A 17,720-nucleotide genomic window follows, 5' to 3' on the forward strand; every position below is an offset into this window, starting at 1 on the left:
GTATTTTGATATTGCAGCGTATTTAATTTCACGAATTAACAAATATTAAGCCTCTTTTTTAGAATGTCTCTATTTTAGTAAATTCGGTTTTGAGATTTATTTTTTATTATATATTTGTTTGAAATTTAAAAATCACCCCAACTTTGGCAAAGAAGAATATTTTGGTTATCGAAGATAACCATGCAATCCTAGATGTTATAACCCTTATTTTAGAAAGCGAAGCTTTTAACGTTGAAGGACTAAACAAAGGTGCTGATTTTATTAACCATGTTCAGAAATTTAATCCGGATGTAATAATAATGGATATTATGCTCCCTGACGCTGATGGAAGACTACTTTTAAAAGAACTTAAAGATACCGCAGCTACACAGCACATTCCCGTTTTAATGATTTCGGCCCGTTATAATGCCAATAATTATACTTTAGATGGTATTGAAGCTGATGATTTTATGGCTAAGCCTTTTAACATCGACGAATTAATGGACAAGATTTATGCTTTGCTGAGAAAGTAGCTTTTTACTCAGCCATACCAGGTAATTTTATTCCTCCCAGTTTTAAGTTTTTCATCAGCACTTCGAGAAAAGAAAGTTTAGTATCTGTAAAACCGTGTGCTTTAACCCAAACATTTAAACTTACTTTAAATCCATTATCTTCTAAAGCAGACACACCAATTCTTCTTTCGGGTGTCTTAAGACAATCTTTAAATTCATCGACAGTTTTATTGAAAACATTTACGATCTGTTCATAATCGATACCATAGCTAAACTTCATTTCAATATCCAACCTCCTGCTGCCTTCTCTGCTGATATTGATAATCACTTCATTTGATAATTTGCCATTTGGAATAACTACGGTTCTGTTATCGAATGTTTTAACAATAGTATAAAATATCTGGATCGATATTACAGTCCCTTCCTGACTTTGTGCAATAATACTATCGCCCACAACGAAAGGTTTCAACAGTAAAATCAATACACCACTGGCAAAATTTTGCAGTGTACCCGATAAAGCCAGGCCTGCCGCAACTCCAATACCACCAATGAGTACTGTTAAAAAAGTAAGCTGAATGCCAATAATCTGCATTACTGTAAGTACCAATAAAACCCTTAAAGTAATGAGTATTAAACTGGTTAAAAATGGCCGTAGTGAAGGATTTATATCTTTACGGTGCATACCACCCTGCATCCATTTTCCCAGTAGCTTAATTAGCCATAAGCCTAAAATAAGCAGTACTATACCTAAAATTACCGATGGTCCTTTATCAATTATCCAGTCGTAGGCTTTATCATAAAAATGCTCGATGTTATTGGCACCAATCTTCATAAACTAGGATTTTGCTTCTAATTATTAAGGTTTTTATGTTTAACGGGAGCATCTTTAGTTACATTTACTTTCTTGGCATCTTTGGCTGATGTTACTTTATCATCAGCACCTTTAGCTTTTGCATTTTTCGGTGCGGTAGCCTTGCTACTTTCTGCCGATGTTTTAGAATTTTTCATCATTTTTAATCGTTAATCTTCAGCATTCAGCCAGGCCTTTGCCTCTTCTATCTCTTCTGGTTTAAAGCCTTTTGATTTACCTGGCGTAGCCACTGTGAAAACATCAGAAAACCACTCTACTCCTTTTTCGGCGCTTACCACGGCTATTTTTTTCCATTTGGTAAAATTTTTCAAACCCGCCTTAACATCTTGTACCCAGGCACCAGCTGTAAAATTCTTCACGTCAGTTTCCAAAACGAGCAGATACCTGATTTCCTTAAATCGCTCAGCTGTTCTTTTCAAACCGGCTAATAAAACGTTCTTTACATCATCGCTTGTCACCTCTCCGGTAGCCCTTACGCCAAAAATATGATCTGGTAGTCCTGTTATTTCTGTTAGCATAATTATTTCATTTATTTAAGAACACACTAATTCGTCAAGATGTTTGCTATTTAAATAAATTCTGAAAAGTTGAGTAACAACAAAAACACTATCTTACTGATACTGTTATACAAACAATATTTATAAAATAAAAAAATCCTATGAAAACTAACTGGTTAAAACCTGCTTCATTTATTTGTATTGTAGCTGTTTGTATTGCTGCTTGTACAGGCGGAACAAAAACGACTACGATTACAGATTCGACCATAACCGACTCTTCAGTAACTGCAGCATTAAAACCTGCCGGGCCTGCTCCTGAATGGGGAAAAACAATAAAACCAGAAATGCAGGTTGTAATAGAAAAATTAAATAGTTATGGAGATAAACCTTTAGAAACTTTAAGTGCTGCCGATGCGCGGAAAAATCATACACCAACCGATGCGGTAATGGATTTGGCAAAACAAAATAATATAACCATGCCAGCTGCGAAAGTAGATACCATGGGGAAAGATATTGATGTTAGCGGAGGTAAAATCCATTTGCGTATCTACACGCCAAAAGGTGAAGGCGGGCCCTATCCGTTAATTGTTTATTACCATGGCGGTGGTTTCGTTATTGCCAATTTAGATGTTTATAATGCATCTGCACAGGCATTGGCAGAGCAGGTTGGTGCAGTTGTGGTTTCTGTTGCTTACCGCTTAGCACCCGAAAACAAGTTCCCTACTGCGCATAACGATGCTTTTACAGCTTATGAATGGGCTGTTAAAAATGCAGTAGATTTAAAAGCCGATCCGGCTAAGATTGCAGTTGTTGGTGAAAGTGCAGGTGGAAATTTAGCAGCAAATGTATCTATTATGGCCAGAGACAAACACATTATGCTTCCTGTGCACCAGGTTTTGGTTTATCCTATAACCCAAGCAGATATGAACACCGAATCTTATAAATTGCATGAAAAAGCAAAACCGCTAAACAAAGCAATGATGGGATGGTTTACAGAGAAATATCTGACTACAATGATTGAAGCGCAGGATCCTAAAATATCATTGGTTAATGCCAATTTAAAAGGGCTTCCATCAACAACTATTATTACAGCCGAAATAGATCCTTTGCACGATGATGGTGTAATACTCGCTGATAAATTGAAAGCCGCCGGGGTAAAAGTGGGCAGTAAAAATTATGAGGGTGTAACACATGATTTTTTTGGTATGGCGCTGCTAGTACCAGAAGCGAAAGCAGCTCAGGCCTATGCCGCAGATCAATTGAAGGCTGCTTTTAAATAAAGAACAGCCCTGGAGTGGTATTTACTCCAGGGCTGTTCTTGCATAGCGTTTTGCGCTGAGCGTTTTTAACTCAAAACTCCCAACTGCAAACTCCAAACTAACTAAGCTCCTTTCTTCGAACCCAAGCTCTGCATGAGTTGATCATACAGGTCATCGCTTGTAGCTTTTTGCGGTTTCATCTTTTTAACCGTTGCGCGTTTGCCTTTAGACTTTGCTTTGATAATCTTCAAAAGTTCGCTACTGTAATCATCTTTAAAGGCGCTTAAGTCGAATTTGGAACTGTATTGTTTGATCAAGGCCAACCCCACATCCATTTCTTTTTTGGTTATGGTAATATCATCAACCTTGTTAATTTCTGATAAACTTCTTATTTCCTGCTCAAACCTGATTTTAGTAATCACAATTACATGCTCCATGGGATGGATAACACAAAGATTTTCTGTATTCCGCAGTACAAATCTGGCCACTCCAGCCTTACCCGATTTTTCTAAGGCCTTTAGCAATAACCCATAAGCTTTTTTGCCCTGCTTTTCAGGCTCGGTGTAATAAGAAGTTTCATAATAAATAGGATTGATATCTTTTATATCAACAAAATTCTCTAATTCAATAATTTTGGTTTTTTCGGGTGCTGCCTCTTCAAAATCGTGCTTATCTAACACAACGTATCTGTCTTTTAAAAAATAGCCTCTAACAATCTTCTCATAAGGCACTTCTTTATGGGTGTTTTCATTTACCCTTAAAAATTTAATCTTTGCGTGATCACGCTCATCCAGCATATCTAAATCGAGGTTACTATTCTGGACAGCAGAAAACAACTTAATTGGAATGTTTACCAAGCCAAATCCAATAGAACCTTTCCATATTGATCTCATAGTTAAATATTTACTTACTAACAAGTGTCTAAATCAGATTGTTTTGGCTTTATTAAGCGTAAATTGAGGAAATCACAAACTATTTAGATAATACAATGTTATTTAAGTATCAACCCTATTTGAATACATATGAAAATCGCCTACATTTCAACCTATCCTCCTCGTGAATGCGGTTTAGCTACATTTAATCAAAATTTGGTTAATGCCTTAAGTTTAAATCCTGCTTATAATTCACGAAAAAGCTTTGTTGTTGCATTAAATGAATCGGATGATGTTAATGAACACGATTACCCAAGCGAAGTGAAATTCGTCATCCGTCAGCAAAATCAAAAAGATTATATCGATGCTGCAGATTTTATCAATAACAGTGATGTAGATAGTTGTATTATTGAACATGAATTCGGTATATATGGTGGCAACAGCGGCGTATTCTTATTGTCACTAATCAATAGATTAAAAAAGCCATTCATTACCATTTTGCATACGGTTTTAAAAGAACCAAATTTTATGCAACAGACCATTATTAAAGAGATTGCAGTTAAATCATCTAAAGTAGTGGTGATGAGTAAAAAAGCAGTCATGTTTTTAACCAGTATTTACCAGATCCCTAAGGCTTCAATCAAATTAATTGAACATGKGGTTCCAGATCTGGAACCTATACCCAATAACGAAATTGTTCAGAGTGCGCTTTTTACTGATCGAAAGGTGCTGTTTACATTTGGCTTAATTAGCAGAAATAAAGGCTTAGAAACCGTAATTAAAGCTTTGCCAGAAATTGTCGCTCAACATCCAGATGTTTTATATGTGATTCTGGGCAATACTCATCCTGGCGTAGTAAAACATAATGGCGAAGAGTATCGCGATAGTTTGAAAGCATTGGCGAAAGACTTAGGGGTGGAAAATAATATTGCTTTCGTTAATAAATTTGTATCTGAAGAAGAATTGCACCAGTATTTAACAGCCTGTTATTTATACATCACCCCTTATTTAAATGAAGCGCAGATAACCAGCGGTACATTATCTTATGCTATTGGTGCAGGTGCAGCAGTAGTTTCTACTCCATATTGGCATGCACAAGAACTTTTAGCTGATAATAGAGGCAAATTATTTGATTTTAAAAATGATGTGCAACTGGCAACCATCGTCAATGAACTATTAAGTGATAAGGATAAATATCAAAAATTGAAGCGAAATGCTTATGAATATGGCTTAAATCTTCGTTGGCCAGCCATTGGAAGTGTTTATCTTAATGTGTTAAATGAAGCTCTGGCCAATGGAAAAAGACCCGAAAGAGTTACTCCTCCTATTATTGATGTGGAGGGTATGCCAGCGCTTAATTTAGATCATATTTCGCTACTAACAGATGATACCGGAATTATTCAGCACGCCCGTTTTGGCATTCCAAATCTGAAAGAAGGCTATTGCATTGATGATAATGCGAGGGCATTAATTATGGCATTAATGGCTATCGAGCAGGATAAAAATCCTAAAGCTTTAAAATTCATGCCTGTTTATCTGAGCTTTATTCAATATATGCAAACCGATGATGGGAATTTTAGGAATTTCTTGAGTTTTAACCGCAATTATTTGGATAAAATAGGCTCAGAAGACTCTTTTGGCCGTACCATCTGGTCATTGGGTTATTTAGTTTGCAGTGCACCCAACAATTCTTACCGTGAATTTGGTAGAGAATTATTTTCGCATTCTATTCCGCATTTTAAAGAATTAAAATATCTCCGTGGAAAAGCCAATACCATTATTGGTCTATCATATTATCTTTGTGCCCATCCTGGTGATGAGTTAATCACAAAAGAAATCAATATGCTGGCCAATTCATTAATGGCATCATATCAAGACAATAAGGATGGCGATTGGCATTGGTTTGAAGATATTCTTACCTATGATAATGCAATCCTTCCTTTGGCTTTGCTTCATCATTATGAAGTTACCGGAAATACAACATCCTATAAAATTGCGATGGAGAGTATTGAGTTTTTAAATAGCTTTTCTTTCGAAAATGGCTATCTAAATCCGGTTGGAAATGCAGGATGGATGAAAAAACATGGCAAAAATCCTATCTATGACCAACAGGCTATAGAAACAATGGCAATGGTTTTACTCTATGCTAAAACATTCGAGGTAACCAAAGATGATAAATATTTAAATTTAATGCATGTTAGCTACGAATGGTTTTTAGGAAGAAACAGCCTTCATATTCCTTTATACGATTTTGAAACACATGGATGTGCTGATGGGCTACAGTTTAACAGTGTAAACAGGAATCAAGGTGCTGAGAGTACATTGGCCTATTTCATCTCCCATTTAGCTATATTAAAGGCAGCAGAAGCCGAATATGAAACACTTTCGTCTCCCCTGGTGGAGGCAGATAAATGTAGCTAAAGATTAATTTGTCTTGGAAATATAAAAAGGCTGATTCAGAAATGAACCGGCCTTTTTTATATTGTTTTGAAGAATAAGTCGAGACGATCGTCACCATGACCTGTAGCGCCGCGGAAAGAGCTATGAAGTAAACCGAGCCTTAAGCGAGCTCACCGAAGGTAATTTATTTCAGGGTCTTGATGACCAGTAAGATGCTGAAACAAGTTCAGCAGGACGGCTAATTATACGATCTGTCATCCTGAGCCTGTCGAAGGACTTGTTTAAATGCCCATAAAACGTTTCGACAAGCTCTCCGTAGGAGTCCTTTGCACAACGTGACAGATCGAATGAAACCACAACTTATGATATAGCCTAATGAAAGATCTGTTTTAATTATTTTCCAGCAATTTGGCTAGCAACAACTCCAGATTTACGCTTGCAAACGAAGAACTATAATCAGATAAACCATAAGGGATAATTAATTCTCCATTACTGATAATCGATCCGCAGGAATATACCACGTTGGGCACATAACCTTCACGTTCATCATTATTGGGAATAATCAATGGTTCCTTTAAATGGCCTATTTCTATACTTGGGTTTTCAAGATCCAATAAACTTACTCCAATACAGTATCTCCGCATTGGTCCCACCCCATGTGTAATTACAATCCATCCTTTTTCTGTTTCTATCGGAGAACCGCAATTGCCGATCTGTACCAGCTCCCAATCGTACCGTGGTTGTTTTAAAAGAACCGGGTTTTCCCAAACATTTACTTTATCAGAAAACATCAGGTAGTTGTTCCAGCCATCTATCCGGCTCATCATCACGTATTTCCCTCTAATTTTTCGTGGGAATAATGCCAGATTCTTATTTTGTGCACCATCGCCATAAAGCGGAATCACTTTGAATTCGTAAAAATCTTCGGTTTGTACTAATTTGGGAATAATTAAAGAACCATCAAACGCGGTATAAGTGGCATAATATAATACTTTGCCATCGTCTTTAATAAATTTAACAAAACGAGCATCTTCAATCCCCTTACGTTCAAATTCTGAAATAGGAAAAATTACACGATCAGAAATATCGGTATCTTTTGAAAAAGTTATGGTATGATAAGTATCTGATAGCCAAAGTATTTTATCATATTCGATTAAACGTGTTGGATTTTCTTTATGTAAACTTTTAGAATCTTTAATGATATTGCTCAAACTGGTATATTCAAATTTATCATCCAGTTTTGATTCAATTTCTTCTAATACAGAAGGATCAATCTGCGCGTAGGCTGCTTTTTTTAAGAATAGTTTTTTTACGTAAATGGCATTTTTTACCACCTCAGCCTCATCAACATAATTTCCAACAGGTAAAACCTGGATATTATTGTCTTTATCAATTAAAGCCCGCCTAAAAACAATCGATGAAATATGCCCCTCACCTACAGCCCGAAAGCTAATGATTACCCGCTTTTCGCCTTCTACCAGATCGGTTTGGTCGGGGTCGTCTACAATACTGGGATTGAAAAAGGCGGCAGATTCAATAGAGTATTCGTGGGTAAAATAAGCGCCTATAAGCAGCTTGGTATATTCATCCAAATCTTCTATTTCAGTACCTAAGGCAATAAACTGCTTTTTTAATTTTTTGCAATGGCGGGTTAAAATTTTAGTGATATTTCGATGTCTTTTCGAATATTCCTGTAATATGGGCGATATCAGCGAAAAAACTTTTTCGTCTGAAAACTCTAAAACCTTCCTGATTACCTCTAATGCTCTTTCCTCTCCGTTAAAAAAAAAACGGGCGATAACTCTTTTAGTATCTGGGTTAACCTTAACAGGTTTACGTTCTATGTATAATCTCATTATTTATGCTGTTATGTAGTAATTTAACGCCTTCGTCCCTATTTCTTCCAACTTTATATTAACGAAATTTACGACTTAATTGTTTATATTATTTACAGTATTTGCACATAATTTTTACCTTTAGTTATTCACCCTCATATATTAAATTAAACCTTAAATGCAATACGAAAAAGCAGATAATATGATTCCGTCAGATGAAACCTTGCGTTTAGAGAAATTAAGATATTACGAGATTTTAAGTACACCTGCAGAAAGTGCCTTTGATCAGATAGCACAATTGGCTGCTGAAATATTTGATGTTCCGAATGCAGGTATCGGTTTTCAGACGGATGGGGAGATTTTTATGAAAGCTCAATTGGGATCATCAATCGGTTTACCTATAAAAAGTGAAGCATTTACTTTTTTTGCCTCTACTCCAATCAGCTCGCCTGAAGGTTATCATATCGGCCTGATTTATGTTGCCGACACTAAATTTAAAACAGCCGAAGAGCAGCAGCTAAAAATGCTGAAGCATTTAGCGGGTATGGTAATGGAAAAACTGGAGTCTAGAATTACAGCTAGAAAAGCTTTCAGAGCCTACGATGATCGTTTACATGTGCTTATTCATGATCTTAAAAACCCGATKACGACCATTTCACTTCAATCTGAATTGCTGGGACGAATTCCTGGGATTGATGACAAAGCAGCATTAATTGCTAATAAGATTAATGCGCAATCGAAAAGAATGATTGATAATCTGAATGGTATTTTAAGTGCCGCCCGGAAAGAAGCCAACTCTTTTAAGCCAAAGAAGGATAAAGTAGATTTAAAGGAAATATTAGAACATGTAAAACTAGGACTCAATTTATCTCTTCAGCGTAAAAATCAAATCGTTTTAATTGATATTAAGGAGCCTGTTGAAATTTTTGCTGATCCAGATAAATTAGCAATGGTTTTTAGTGAGTTGATTAATAATGCCATCAAGTTTTCACCAATGGGGGAAAAGATTTACATCACCCATCAAACGGCAGAAAACGCGGTGACTATTGCGATAAAAGATAATGGCGTGGGCCTGACTGAAGAAGACTTGGGTAAAGTTTTTATGAAATTCGCCCGGCTGAGTTCTGTAAGCACAAACCAGGAAAACACCTATGGCTTGGGACTAATCACTGTAAATGCATTAGTGGATATACATAAGGGAAAGTTGTGGGTAGAAAGCGAAGGAAAAAATTTAGGTACAACTTTTTACGTAACGCTACCCATTAAATAGATTTAAATCTAATAAATCACTGAGTTTCATTTCTTCAAGCAAAATTCTTTCAGGAATAGCATTTCTATGGTACGACCATTTTATTAATCTTATAAAGCCATTTTCGATTTCGATACCAGTCATATCGCCATCACTAAAACAACAACATCCGCTATTAAAGTAACCCGGTTTGTATTTACCAAAACGTGGCGTTTTATCTCCTTCTTTTATCAGTTTATAAAGCTCTGCATTTAAAACAGCAAGATCATCAGCATTCTTTTCTTTTTTGGCTTTATTCAGTTTTATATAAATCCGTTCTAGATGTGTTAACGAAGCAAAAACCGGCTGATGTGTATGTCCGGTAATTAAAGCCAGGTTCTTTTTTGTAGCTACCCAGCTGTACATTAATGCGTTATGTGCTGTTTTAAGTTGGTTACTGTATGCTGGTGTATTCGGGTTAATTTGGAGGTATGATTGCAGTGGTGCCCATATTGTACTCACAAACCATTTGCTAAACCAGTTTCCGTCACTCTGTAAATCGCCCTGATGGCCGTGGGTTAAGAAAATATCAAGCTTACTTTCCCCCACTGTGATCCGTAATATTGCACCTTCGTAAATATGGATTTTAGTTCCGTAAATTCTATTGAGGTTAAATCCCGCTAAAGGATCATTATCCCAGTATAAATCATGGTTACCAAATATTTTAGTGAAATGGTTTTTTGAAATAAAAGCTTTTTCTGCTTCGAAAGTAGCCTGATTGTGTTTAATTACAGATTCTAGCAAATTCTCCCAAAGTTCCTCGCTATCACCCAAATTAATATAATGGAAATCTTGTTGGTTATAGTATTCGAGCGCCTTTAAATAATTCTTTTTAGCTAAAGTAAAATCATCGGCATAATCACGGGCACCTTTATGCTGGTCAGATAAAACGATAAATTTATCAGTATTGGCAACATCAAAAATAAGTCCACGTTTACCAGGTGTTGTGTTGATGGTTTTGTACAGTTTATTTAAAGCTGCATGGATGCGTTTACGGTTTGGTCTTGAACCAAATTTATTCGACATGCGAATAATCCAAGCACTAAGTAAACGTTGTAAGAATTTCCGCATGTATAAAATGAGCCTTCGCTAGTATTATTGTTTCTCAAAATAACAAAAAATATCACCAATCGTTTTTTCTGAAAAGCAATAGTTGTAATTATTAGGTTAGGTTCGGCCTTGCTTTCCGTTTTATGCCGTGAAAAATCGACATGCTCACTCCAATCAAGTTTAGCTTACACCGGTTAATCGCTTTTATTAAAGTCAGTCCCTTTCTATCGCCAATAAAATAAAGCCTTTACTTTAAATAATATTTTACTAAATTTGTTAGTATTGAAAAGATCAGGAAGCGCAGATTTACCCCTACATTATGGCCATGTACCACCATGGCTGGCGCAGCGTATGGCAACACTTGGCCTGGCTATAACGGAAGCGATACTATTAGAATATGGTAAAGCAGAAGTAATACGCCGTTTAAGCAATCCTTTTTGGTTTCAGAGTTTAGGTGCTGTAATGGGTATGGACTGGCATTCGTCTGGAATTACGACATCGGTAATGGGCRCTTTGAAGAAATCGATTAATCCCTTATCGAAAGAGTTGGGAATTTACATTTGCGGAGGCAAAGGAAAACACAGCAGAGAAACGCCTAATGAACTTTTAAAAATTGCCGACAAAACGGGTTTAAATGGGACAGCGTTGGTTCGGGCCAGTAAACTCAGTGCAAAAGTAGACAATACAGCCATTCAAGACGGTTTTCAATTGTATCTTCATAGTTTTATTTTAAGCAGCGAAGGCGATTGGGCAGTGGTGCAACAAGGCATGAGCGATAGTAGCTCGACAGCAAGAAGATACCATTGGCATTCTGAAAACCTAAAATCTTTTGTCGAAGAACCGCATACGGGTATCTGTGGCATTAATCAAGGGAAGATCTTAAATCTAACGGCTAATGATGCTGATAAAACGAGGCAGAGTATGATGAGCATTACAACTGAATCGCCAGTGAGAATGCTTAATGAAATACAAAAATTGGTATTGCCCGATCATCATGAGGTAAAATCGAAAGATGTAGATTTAAAACGTTTAGGAAGTATTTTATGGCTTGCACAGGAAAAGCAGCCGAGAGATTTTGAGGAATTATTATTACTCGAAGGCATGGGGCCAAGAACCTTACAATCGATGGCTTTAGTGAGTGAGGTGATTTATGGTACACCTTCGCGATTTAGCGACCCTGCCCGTTATTCTTTTGCACATGGCGGCAAAGACGGACATCCCTTCCCTGTTCCGGTAAATGTTTATGATGAGACCATAAGTGTTTTGCAGAAAGCAATTGAAAAAGCGAAGATTGGAAACACAGATAAACAACAAGCCATCAAATCATTGCATCAAATTGCGCGAAATGCGGAAAAAGATTTTGTTCCTAATATGGATTTTGAAAAGGTAATTCAAAAAGAACGTGCCGAAAGCTGGAAATATGGCGGCAGAACAGTTTTTGGGAAAGAAAAGCCACCAAAGAACGAGCAGTTAAAGTTGTTTTAAGTCGGATTTGTTTTGCCCCGGAAATATGGGACGCACGAATCTATTTCCAGATTACAGACTGATGTAACTTGTATGTGCAACCTGAAAATAAATCTCAGGTTGGAGAGCACATTTTCTTTTAAGTTGCACCTATACGGCTTTTATTAGCAGATCTGATATAAAAGGCATACCATATGTTTATTAAGATAATCCTTTCTTATTCTTATAGGTCATTTTGGCTTTTGTGCCTGCACTATAATTGTAATTTTTTAAGTTACTGGCCTTCTTTTCGTGAAAAGCTGCACCTCGGTCAGCATCTTCATCTTCTTCAGTTTTCTTTTTCTTTGGTTTAGCGGCTGCATCAACTACTTTCAAATCTTCTGGTAATTCCATTACCTCCAGTTTCTGCCCAATGGCTTGTTCAATTTTTTTCACCTCAATCAATTCGATATCGGTAGAAAAAGTAATTGCGACAACATCTTCATCACCATGTTTAACAATGCGCTGAATTAACGTTTCTTTCTGCTCTGGCAATTCAAAATGCAAGATAAAAGGAATTCCCTCAATATTAAGTTCTCCTAAATTCTCATTAGCAACAATTAAAACTCTTGCATCTGGGTTATCCTTAAAGTCTTCAATATCGTCATAACCTTTATCATCAAAAAACAGTGAGCGATAGATACTGATCTCGCCTTCTTTATGCTGATTAAAGTTTTTATAAACTGTTTGTGCGGTTAAGCGCGTATTTACAAAAACCACAACTTTATCAAAAACCTCGGTATCGTTTAATAATAAGGTTAACAGGTTAAGCTTTGTTCTGAAATTAGGCACCTGATAAAGCATCTGCTGATAAACTTCTGCCTGCTTTTCGCCTATTTCATCTACCTCGATGGTTGTGGTAGAATCTTTCATGAAAGGAGAAATCATCAGATTTAATTTCTCATGAATTACTTCGGTAAACACCACATGTTGAGATTTATAAGCACTGTTGGCCAATTCTACAACGGGTAACTGCAGGCCTTTTTTAACAATAAGCTCTGCATTATCTACAATAAACAACTGTATTTTATTAGTATTTAGTGCTAGTTTTAAATATAAAGCACGAGCCCGATCCGGTACGGCAACAATAATATCGCAACCATCAGTTATTTCATTCATCTGTGTATCAACAGCACCACGGCTATCAATTCCCAAAATCCTGAAGGTATTGTTGCGGTTCAATAATTTAAATTGTTCCAGAACATGGTCAACATGTTCTGCATCAGGCACTAAAATTAAAGCCCTTGGTACTTCCTCAAAAGCGTATTTCAACTTCATTAAAGTAGCTAAAACATAAGTTGTTGTTTTTCCCGAACCCTCCGGTCCCACCGCTATAACATCTTGTCCACCTAAAATGCGCGACATTGTTCTGGCTTGGATTTCTTTTGGAGTTAAAAATCCTGCATCAGTCATGGCCGCTACAAGTGGTTTGCTAAGTTTTAATTTATCTAAAGACACAATTACTATTTTAATGTTTGAACTGCAAATATCCTTAAAATAATTAGCTTTTCTGAAATTGAATTTAATGGCTTGGAAATGAATGTTGCAAGTTCATGCCTACGCTAGTTCTACTACCCACTATTAGCTGAAGAAAATCGGGCCTTCTTCTATTCAGTTTATTTAGTTCAGGGCAGTATCTCCAATAAAACAACGGCTCTTCTAAAAATTATTTTACTGAAAATGAAACAGTTGTAATATTTCTTAAAATAAAAACTACTAAATCCATAGATATTATATACTTATTTCTATATTTGCTCAACATTAATCATTAACAAAAAATATGTTGAACAATTAAAACGCTAAAATCATGTCGATTTATTTTCAATACCCAGCTATAGATGAATATCCGAAACTCATTTATCCGTTACAAACTGCAACAGATGAGCCAGCGCTTGTAAAGGATGAAGATAGCTTAAATAAAGAACAGATTTTAGAACTAAGAGATTATTTGGCATTAAAGCAATTATAAAAACAGGGCCAGTTGACCGATTGGAAGGTTGGAGTTTCATAAACTCTCTACAATGGTTCGAATCCATTACTAGGCCGCAAAGTGTATCTCATAGCACTTTACCCTGATTCTGCTCAATCAGGCAAGATTTGGTTATCTTATATTTGTTTTGTTGTTAGCAAAGGCTATCCGCGATGGATAGCCTTTACCTTTTACGTAGATGCTGTCATCCTGAAGGATAATTTATTGTATAAAAATCAATATGAATGACGCGTATCCTTTTTTTGCCCAGAGGCTCATTCTTGCCTCAGCTCACCGCCGCCGAAAGGCTCTTTCTTTTTGGCATCAAAAAGACCAGCGTAGCTAGCTTGAATGCCGTTGAAAACATAAAAGCATATGAAAAAACAAAAAACACCGGCTGAAAATTTTTCTTTCGAAGTTAGTAGGTTGGCTTGGGCAGTGCAGCCCGAAAAATTTGTTAGACTGGATTTAAGTAGAACGGGGATATGGTGCTACGGCCTAGTTGGGCGGAAATACAAAATCGCATAAACCGTTTATATTTAAATGATTACAAAATAACATCAATGGTAGTACAGCGATGGATCTCGATTAAATATCCTACCTTTTTGATTATTTAGAAGCACAGTTTCAGTGCTCATCGTACTGGGCTGCTCCTGCTGTGCACTCTAATCTTTTTGGAAAGCATCCATTAATACAATATAACGAAGCCAAAAGTATTTCCCTTTCCATCAGGGCTATTTAGCAGATACGGTAATTTAAAATTTAATTCGTAGTCGAATATGATTTATTTTTTTTAAAAAATCTCAAAACTTTTTATTTCATTCTGGGTTATTTATATAATTCACATTATACTAATCTTTTACAGATTAATTTGTTTGGTTTAAAAAAGGGATTTATGGATATAAATCCCTTTTCTTTTATGCGAATATTTTAAATCCTATATTAGCCCAATCAACATCACATCCATATTTTAGATGAACAGAAAACATTTCCTTTCTTCTTTTATTGCGACTGCAACTGTACTTCCTGCTTTTAAAACACTCGCCAATACCGTTGAAAACGAAAATTCATCATTTAAGATCCCTCCTTATTTAAAACCTGGTGATACCATCGGGATTACAAGTCCTGCAGGGTATATTACACAAGAACAGATCCAACCATCAGTTTTACAGATGCAAAGCTGGGGATTTACCATAAAAGTTGGCAATACTATTGGCAAACGCGATTTTACCTATGGTGGAACAGATGAGGAGAGATTAGCTGATTTTCAGCAAATGCTCGATGATCCAACAATTAAAGCTATTATGTGTGCCCGCGGTGGTTATGGTTTTGTACGGATAATCGATAAATTAGATTTCTCATCATTTAAAAGAAAGCCCAAATGGATTATCGGCTTTAGTGATATTACCGTTTTGCATTGCCATTTGGCCAAAAATTATGGCATTGCCTCTATCCATTCTAAAATGTGCAATAGTTTTCCTGATGATTGGAGTAAAGCTGAACCTATACAGATTGAAACGATTTTATCTGTAAAAAATGCTTTAATCGGTGAGCAAATGGGTTACACCGCTCCTCCTAACGTAAATAACCAACAAGGAAAAGTTGATGGCATTTTAGTGGGCGGAAACCTGAGTATTATCGAAACTTTGGCAGGTAGCGATTCGGATTTAGATACAAAAGGTAAAATCCTTTTTATCGAAGATACGGGTGAATACCTTTATAGTATTGATAGAATGTTGTGGAACCTAAAACGCAGTGGCAAACTGAAAAATCTAAAGGGATTAATCGTTGGTGGTTTTAAAGTTAAACCCGATGATGTTGGCGAAGAATTCGGCAAAACCATTTATGATAGCGTTTTAGAAAAAGTAAAAGAATACAGTTATCCCATTGCTTTTGATTTCCCCGTGGGGCACCAACGAAATAATTTTGCTTTAAAATGTGGTGTAAACCATACCTTAATTGTAAACGAAACCGGCTCGGTATTACGAACGGTTTAACATCCACCATTATTCTATATGCGATCGTCACCCTGAATTTATTTCAGGGTCTTTATTGCAGGAAGATGCTGACCACGTAGTAGCTACAAGACAATTGAAAACACTATTTCTACTTGTAAAATAAATTCAGCATGACGATGTCTTTAATGTGAAATCCAACTAACATAAGATGCCTTAAATGGTCCAAAAAAACAGACAGACTAAACCTTATATTAAAACATAAATTTTGAGTGATCTCAAAGTTTTGAGCTTTCGTCTCAGCATTTTCCCCTTTGGTCTCAATTGTTAAAACGTGGCCTTAACCGGATATATTTTTGTGTTCAATAGTTCTATAGACACAAAATTTATTCGCCATGTGCAAATACATCAAATATATTGTCGTACTCATTTTGCTTGTAGCGCCTTATGCAATCAAAGCTCAGGATATTCCACAAGTTTGGGATCTAAAAACTGCTATCGAGTATGCCAAAGAAAAAAACATCAGCATCAATACCTTAAAGCTGAGTTCTCAAACGGCAGAGCAAAATTTAATCGCTTCAAAAGCAGCGGTACTCCCAGATTTATCCGGAAATGTTTCCCAGGCCATTACCAATTATAAATCGGGTTTACAGAATACCAGTGGTTTTGGCTTAAGTTCAGATATGACGCTGTACAATGGAAGTTATTTAAAAAATGACATCAAGGCTAAAGAACTTACCTTACAGACCGCAAATCTATCGGTAGAAGCAGCCAAAAACGACATTACCATCTCCATCACCCAGGCTTATCTGAATATTTTATTGGCCAGAGAAAACATCACCTATTTAAAAGATCTGTTAACCACCAGCGAGGCTCAGGTTAAACAATCAGAACAACAATATAAGTTTGGAACCATTGCCAAAAAAGATTTGTTGCAGTTACAGGCTACTTACGCCAATGATAAATATACTCTGATTACTGCACAAAATACTTTACAGCAAAATATTTTAACCTTAAAGCAACTGTTACAATTGCCTACAGCTACTCCTTTTGAAGTAAGTACAACCGATACGGTTGTAGTAGCCCCCGCATTGGATAATTTAGCTTCGGCACAAGATCAGGCATTGCGTACCCGTCCGGAAATTAAAAGTGGAGAATTAAATATACAGCTTCAAACCACCGAACTGGCCAAAGCAAAATCTACCTTACGTCCAACGCTGAGTTTAGGTGGATCGCTAAATACAGGTTATAACAATAATAATATCGGCGGCTACGGCTATCAGCTTAATAATAGTTTTTACCAAAACTTAGGTTTAACGCTTTCAATTCCGATTTTTGATAGAAAAGTAACCAAAACAAATGTTGCCAAGGCTAATATTGGCATTGAGCAGGCCCGCTTATCGCTTTTAGATGCCAAAACAACATTAACTCAAAATGTAGAACGTGCTTACATTAATGTACAGAACGCAAACAGCCAGTATGCTGCAGCACAAGAGCAGTTTAACTATACTGGCGAGGCTTTACGCATTTCGAATGCAGCCTTAAAAGAAGGCACCAACAATATTGTAGAAAACCTGCAACAGAAAAATTTATATGTGCAGGCTTTACAGGCCTTTGTTCAGGCTAAATATACAGCAAGCCTTTATACCAAGATCTATAATTTTTACACAGGAGTTCCTATTACTAACTAAAATACATGATGATGGCTACCGCCTAGTCTACTTAATATT

15 protein-coding genes are annotated in these 17,720 nt (G+C 36.4%); 8 read left to right on the forward strand and 7 right to left on the reverse strand.

The window, feature by feature from the left end; translation table 11 throughout:
• Positions 1-143 precede the first annotated feature (143 nt).
• Complete coding sequence (locus AC1DNH_RS04090; protein WP_477583073.1) at positions 144-512, forward strand: response regulator transcription factor; 369 nt, start codon at positions 144-146, stop codon at positions 510-512.
• 4 nt (positions 513-516) lie between these two features.
• Here AC1DNH_RS04090 and AC1DNH_RS04095 read toward each other — a convergent pair whose 3' ends face one another.
• From AC1DNH_RS04095 to AC1DNH_RS04105, 3 genes are read right to left on the reverse strand one after another with little or no spacing between them, the layout of a single operon-like run.
• On the reverse strand, positions 517-1,323 hold the full coding sequence (locus AC1DNH_RS04095) for a mechanosensitive ion channel family protein (RefSeq protein ID WP_477583075.1): 807 nt from the start codon (positions 1,321-1,323) through the stop codon (positions 517-519).
• A gap of 17 nt (positions 1,324-1,340) precedes the next feature.
• Complete coding sequence (locus tag AC1DNH_RS04100) at positions 1,341-1,499, reverse strand: hypothetical protein (protein WP_477625192.1); 159 nt, start codon at positions 1,497-1,499, stop codon at positions 1,341-1,343.
• A gap of 12 nt (positions 1,500-1,511) precedes the next feature.
• Positions 1,512-1,880, reverse strand: coding sequence for a SpoIIAA family protein (locus AC1DNH_RS04105; protein ID WP_477583079.1), 369 nt, complete (start codon positions 1,878-1,880; stop codon positions 1,512-1,514).
• A gap of 140 nt (positions 1,881-2,020) precedes the next feature.
• Here AC1DNH_RS04105 and AC1DNH_RS04110 point away from each other — a divergent pair, with 140 nt between their 5' ends.
• Positions 2,021-3,139, forward strand: a complete 1,119-nt coding sequence (locus AC1DNH_RS04110; protein WP_477583081.1) for an alpha/beta hydrolase — start codon at positions 2,021-2,023, stop codon at positions 3,137-3,139.
• Positions 3,140-3,240: 101 nt separating this feature from the next.
• Here AC1DNH_RS04110 and ku read toward each other — a convergent pair whose 3' ends face one another.
• Positions 3,241-4,011, reverse strand: a complete 771-nt coding sequence (ku, locus tag AC1DNH_RS04115; RefSeq protein ID WP_477583083.1) for a non-homologous end joining protein Ku — start codon at positions 4,009-4,011, stop codon at positions 3,241-3,243.
• A 129-nt stretch (positions 4,012-4,140) separates the two neighbouring features.
• Between ku and AC1DNH_RS04120 the strand changes: the two genes are divergently transcribed.
• On the forward strand, positions 4,141-6,411 hold the full coding sequence (locus AC1DNH_RS04120) for a glycosyltransferase family 4 protein (protein WP_477625193.1): 2,271 nt from the start codon (positions 4,141-4,143) through the stop codon (positions 6,409-6,411).
• A 368-nt stretch (positions 6,412-6,779) separates the two neighbouring features.
• Here AC1DNH_RS04120 and AC1DNH_RS04125 read toward each other — a convergent pair whose 3' ends face one another.
• Positions 6,780-8,246: a glycoside hydrolase family 130 protein gene (locus tag AC1DNH_RS04125; RefSeq protein WP_215128892.1), complete on the reverse strand. Its 1,467-nt coding sequence runs from the start codon at positions 8,244-8,246 to the stop codon at positions 6,780-6,782.
• 157 nt (positions 8,247-8,403) lie between these two features.
• Between AC1DNH_RS04125 and AC1DNH_RS04130 the strand changes: the two genes are divergently transcribed.
• Complete coding sequence (locus AC1DNH_RS04130; RefSeq protein WP_477625194.1) at positions 8,404-9,495, forward strand: sensor histidine kinase; 1,092 nt, start codon at positions 8,404-8,406, stop codon at positions 9,493-9,495.
• Here AC1DNH_RS04130 and AC1DNH_RS04135 read toward each other — a convergent pair.
• Positions 9,481-10,539 (reverse strand): metallophosphoesterase, encoded by a 1,059-nt coding sequence (locus tag AC1DNH_RS04135; protein WP_477625195.1) that lies wholly within the window; start codon positions 10,537-10,539, stop codon positions 9,481-9,483. The two genes, AC1DNH_RS04130 and AC1DNH_RS04135, sit on opposite strands and share 15 nt — an antisense overlap.
• A gap of 306 nt (positions 10,540-10,845) precedes the next feature.
• Here AC1DNH_RS04135 and AC1DNH_RS04140 point away from each other — a divergent pair, with 306 nt between their 5' ends.
• The gene (locus AC1DNH_RS04140) at positions 10,846-12,048 is read left to right on the forward strand and encodes a DUF763 domain-containing protein (RefSeq protein WP_477625196.1); all 1,203 of its coding nucleotides are present in this window, start codon (positions 10,846-10,848) and stop codon (positions 12,046-12,048) included.
• A gap of 180 nt (positions 12,049-12,228) precedes the next feature.
• Here the strand turns inward: AC1DNH_RS04140 and AC1DNH_RS04145 are convergent, their stop codons facing one another.
• Positions 12,229-13,524, reverse strand: a complete 1,296-nt coding sequence (locus AC1DNH_RS04145; protein ID WP_477625197.1) for a DEAD/DEAH box helicase — start codon at positions 13,522-13,524, stop codon at positions 12,229-12,231.
• Positions 13,525-13,873: 349 nt separating this feature from the next.
• Here AC1DNH_RS04145 and AC1DNH_RS04150 point away from each other — a divergent pair, with 349 nt between their 5' ends.
• From AC1DNH_RS04150 to AC1DNH_RS04160, 3 genes are all read left to right on the forward strand, one after another.
• A complete protein-coding gene (locus AC1DNH_RS04150) occupies positions 13,874-14,035 on the forward strand; it encodes a hypothetical protein (RefSeq protein WP_215128903.1) in 162 nt (53 codons plus the stop codon).
• A 974-nt stretch (positions 14,036-15,009) separates the two neighbouring features.
• Positions 15,010-16,032 carry a S66 peptidase family protein gene (locus AC1DNH_RS04155; protein ID WP_477584567.1) on the forward strand — a complete coding sequence of 341 codons (1,023 nt, stop codon included), beginning with the start codon at positions 15,010-15,012 and terminating at the stop codon, positions 16,030-16,032.
• Positions 16,033-16,385: 353 nt separating this feature from the next.
• Complete coding sequence (locus AC1DNH_RS04160) at positions 16,386-17,681, forward strand: TolC family protein (protein WP_477610969.1); 1,296 nt, start codon at positions 16,386-16,388, stop codon at positions 17,679-17,681.
• Positions 17,682-17,720: the final 39 nt, after the last annotated feature.

This window comes from Pedobacter sp. 01N310 (assembly GCF_056399805.1).